This window comes from Pedobacter sp. (assembly GCF_035317785.1).
Lineage (GTDB): Bacteria > Bacteroidota > Bacteroidia > Sphingobacteriales > Sphingobacteriaceae > Pedobacter.
On the sequence record NZ_DATHGC010000102.1, the window covers coordinates 1 to 4413 of the forward strand.

Annotated in this window: 4 protein-coding genes; 3 read left to right on the forward strand and 1 reads right to left on the reverse strand. The window is 41.8% G+C overall.

What is annotated here, in order from left to right; genetic code table 11:
• Positions 1 to 56 precede the first annotated feature (56 nt).
• Positions 57 to 1043 carry an EamA family transporter gene (locus tag VK541_RS06200; protein WP_324367986.1) on the reverse strand — a complete coding sequence of 329 codons (987 nt, stop codon included), beginning with the start codon at positions 1041 to 1043 and terminating at the stop codon, positions 57 to 59.
• 206 nt (positions 1044 to 1249) lie between these two features.
• Here VK541_RS06200 and VK541_RS06205 point away from each other — a divergent pair, with 206 nt between their 5' ends.
• From VK541_RS06205 to VK541_RS06215, 3 genes are all read left to right on the forward strand, one after another.
• Complete coding sequence (locus VK541_RS06205) at positions 1250 to 1858, forward strand: RNA polymerase sigma factor (protein WP_324367988.1); 609 nt, start codon at positions 1250 to 1252, stop codon at positions 1856 to 1858.
• 63 nt (positions 1859 to 1921) lie between these two features.
• Entirely contained in the window at positions 1922 to 3103 is a 1182-nt protein-coding gene (locus VK541_RS06210; RefSeq protein WP_324367990.1) for a FecR family protein, read from the forward strand.
• Positions 3104 to 3268: 165 nt separating this feature from the next.
• A partial coding sequence (locus VK541_RS06215) for a SusC/RagA family TonB-linked outer membrane protein (RefSeq protein WP_324367992.1) occupies positions 3269 to 4413 on the forward strand: 1145 nt, incomplete at its 3' end.

A 4413-nucleotide genomic window follows, 5' to 3' on the forward strand; every position in this document is an offset into this window, starting at 1 on the left:
CAACGACATTGTTGATCTAAAGTACTATGCTGTAGTTCAGCAGCAACATTAAATCGTTAGGCGCTTTCTGCTTTTTCGGCGTTCTTTATGCCTTCCGTGTGCAGTTCAGTCTGCACCGGCTTTTTATATTTGGACATGTTGATCAGCAATACACTTCCCAGAATCACCACCAAACCGGTGATCTGGATTCCGCTGATGATCTCATTTCCGAAAAACACCGCGAGTAATACCGCTACAACCGGGTTTACATAGGCATAGGTGCTGACCTGAGTGGCCGGCCGGACCTGCAGCAGCCAGACATAAGCGCTGAATGCCAGGATCGATCCAAAAATAACCAGATAGCCTGCAGACCACCATGCTGAAGCAGGGACATCCTGAAGGCTGAACTGTTGTGCTTCTCCTGATAAAAGGAACGGAGGTATAAAGAACAAACCGGCAATGATCATCTGCCACGCTGTGGAAACTGATGCATTGTTATTGTTTCCGGGGTGATATTTAGAGTACAGGGATCCTCCTGCCCAGCCGATGGGGCCTATGATCAGCAGGATCATTCCCAAAACTGTTCTTTTGTCCTGTCCTATTTCAAAACCGGAGAGCTGCTCCCAGAAGAGCAGGATTACACCCAGAAAGCCAATGATGAGCCCGGCAACGGTAAATTTATTACTGAAGTTTTGTTTCCAGAGTTTCCTGTCGAGGATTACAAACCAAATGGCGGCGGAGGATACCATAATGGCAACCAGGCCGCTGGTCATGAACTGCTCCACCCAGATCACGATGCCGTTGCCGACACCCAGCATCAGCACTCCGCTGATACCTGCATTAAATATATTTTTCTTATCAAAGACCGGGAGACCCTTAAATTTACACCAGGCCAGCAACAGCAGACCAGCCGCGATAAACCTGAATGTGCCAAGAAAGAACGGCGGAAATCCATGGAGTGCCCTTGCTATGAAGAAATAGGTAGATCCCCATACGGTGTAAACGGTAAAAAAGGCTAAAACAACTAATAGTATAGGGGGTGATTTTTTTTGATCAGAAGGCATGACTTTTTTTAACAAATAGAACATTTATTGAAGGAAAATCATATAATAGAAATGTTATATAACATTTCTATTACTTTCCGCTATACTTAGGCTTAACTGCCGAGGTAAATCCGCAATGATCAGGTAAAAATAGGCTACAGTGTATAAATAAAATATTTATATTGGCATAGCTATTCTCCAAATTAATCTGATGAAGCATTCGGTACATGTTGCAAGTTGATGAACAAAATATTCATGAAGACAATTTATTGCAGGAGCAGATCGTTGCAGGTAGCGAACTTGCCTTTAACCGTCTGTATCATAAAACCAATAAAAATATTTACAATGTGGTCATGACATACGTTAAAAATGAACACATCGCAATTGAACTGGTGCAACAGGTTTATATCAAGCTTTGGAATAACCGTCAAAAGTTAAAAGAAGTAAGGTGCCTCAAGGATTACCTTTTTGTGATTACAAAAAACTTGACCCTTGATCATTTTAAAAAGATAACCGTAGAGGCAAAATTTCTGGCAGAACTTATGTTACGGGAAAATGAACCCGTTAATACAACCGCCGAAAAGATTGAACAAATAGAGTACGAGGAACTGCTGAGTAATGCAATCAGACAATTGCCGCCTCAGCAAAAAGAAGCATGGCTTTTAATCAACGAGCAAGAGTTGAGTTATGCCGAAATCGCTGCAAAAATGAACATTTCGAAACTCACTGTAAAACGGCATTTAGAATTGAGCCGTAAGCGTGTCCGCGAGTATTTAAGGTCACATCTTCAAACTTTGGTCACCCTGCCAGCCTTCCTCTTTCTTTTTTTTAGGTAATTTTTATTTTTAATTGGGCCATTTGATTTGACGGATCGTCTTTAGTATAAATAGGATTCTCAAATGAACAAAAACCGTTTCCATACACTTTTACAAAACTTTAAAGAGAATGTGATTTCTCAGGAGGAGTGGGAGGAATTGCGCACCATGGTCAAATCGGGGCGTTTTGACGAACAACTGGATGAGGATTTTCTAAGTTTGTTAAACCGCAAAGGTGAGGGTGAGAAGTGGACAGCGGAAATAGAACAAAAAATATGGGCCGGAATTGATGCAGCAAAAGATAAGCGTTCCCGTAGTTTTATTTATAACCGCTGGATTGCTGTAGCAGCGATGTTGTTAATTGTTTTAACTGTGGGGTTTTTCTTTAGATCAGCGAATTTACCTGCAGATAATACCGTAAATACGGTTAGAAATAAACCAAATATTGTTCCCGGATCGGATAAGGCCATTCTCACACTTTCTAACGGCAGGCAGATAGTTTTAAATGATTCCACAACAGGCCGGCTTGCCAGTCAGGCGGGGACATTAATTGCCAAAGCAGGTATTGGTCAGTTAATCTATACTGCGGATTCTTCAACGCCTTCCGGGCCTGAAAAGAATACTGAAGAGGTATTTAATACCCTGACTATACCCCGCGGAGGACAATACCAGGTGATTTTGCCTGATGGAACCCATGTGTGGTTAAATTCTGAATCGGTACTTAAATTTCCCGCAGTTTTCAAGGGAAAAAGGAGGGTAGTTGAGTTGGATGGCGAGGCATATTTTGCAGTGAGCAAGAATAAAGAGATGCCATTTATTGTGCACACCAAAGATCAGGATATAGAGGTATTGGGCACTCATTTCAATGTAAATAGTTATGCTGATGATTCAGCGACAAAAACTACGCTATTGGAAGGTTCAGTTAAAATAGTATCCCAGGCAAATCATGTTGTGCTCAGTCCTGGTCAGCAGGCGCAAACCAATAGAAACTCGGGTTCCATTAACGTTATGCCTGTCAGAGTGCAGGATGCCATTGCATGGAAGAACGGTTACTTCGTATTTAACGATGAAAAATTAGAAAGCATCATGCGAAGGATCGCAAGGTGGTACGATGTGGAGTATCAGCTTGAAGACGAGCTGAAAGACCTGTCTCTTTTGGGCATTATAGAGCGATCAAAAGACATCTCGTCTTTATTGAAAATATTAGAATCAACCGGAAGTGTACACTTTAAAATAGAAGGGAGGATCATTATCGTTATACCATAACACTTACATAAATAACGGTAATATCAAATGAAGTCAGGGATGCTCGAACACCCCTGACTGATGTTTGGATATACCAGATAAAATTGCAACGAACAACTAATCAATACTGCGAGGCATTCTTTATAAAAAGAGAAAGCTTCGCCGAACCCAAACAAAACCAAATGTATGAAATTTTACGATCAATTCAGAGCTGAGCTTTCGGCTTGGGATTCTGAACAACTAATCCGTATAATGAGGCTAATCATTATTATATCTATAGCTTGTTTACTTCAGGTAAGTGCTTCAACAAGAGCACAAAAGATATCCCTGAATGAAAAAAGTGCTTCTCTTGAAACCATCATCAGGAAGATCAGAAACCAAACCAACTATTTTTTTATAGGTGATACAAAGCTCATCCGAAAAGCAAACCTGATAGACATTAATGTTAAAGATGTACCGTTGGAAGAAGCACTTAACCTGTGCTTTTCAAACCAGTCGTTAGTTTATTCCATTATTGACAAAACAGTAGTCATTAAGAAAAAGCCGCTCATCTTTGCCCCGGCACTAATCCGGCAAAGTATTCTTATAAAGGGAAAGGTTACAGATGAAAATGGCGGACCACTACCCGGAGCTTCAGTAAAAATTGAAGGCTCAGCGGCGGCGGCCACTACAAATAGCAATGGAGAATTTGCAATTGAGGTTCCAGACCAAAACTCTGTTTTGCTGGTTTCTTACCTTGGCTACGAGATCGCCAGTATAAAGGTTGGAAATGAAACTTTCCTGAATATCAGTCTGAAACCTCAGAAACTGGACCTGAATGAAGTGGTGGTAGTAGGTTATGGTACACAAAAGAAAGTCAACTTAACGGGTGCTGTTTCTATGGTCTCAGGAAAGGACCTGGCTACACGCCCGATGGGGCAAACCTCGGCTGCCTTACAAGGTATGGCCCCTGGCGTTACCGTCAGACAAAGTTCCGGAAGGCCCGGTTCTGATGGCGGAACTATTCGCATCCGCGGGATAGGTACTATAACCGATCCCAATCCGCTGGTAATGATCGATGGAATCGAAGGCTCAATCAACAACATTGATCCAAATTTAATCGAATCCATTTCTATCCTTAAGGATGCGGCTTCTTCCTCTATCTATGGGTCCAGGGCCGCAAATGGCGTAATTTTGGTTACCACCAAAAGAGCAAATAACGATCAGGTCAGTATTTCTTATAACAACTATATCGGTTTGCAGGATCCTACAAACATGCCGAAACTGGTAAATGCCCTGGATTACATGCTGTTAATCACTGAAGCATATGCTAATACAGGCCGCACACCTAT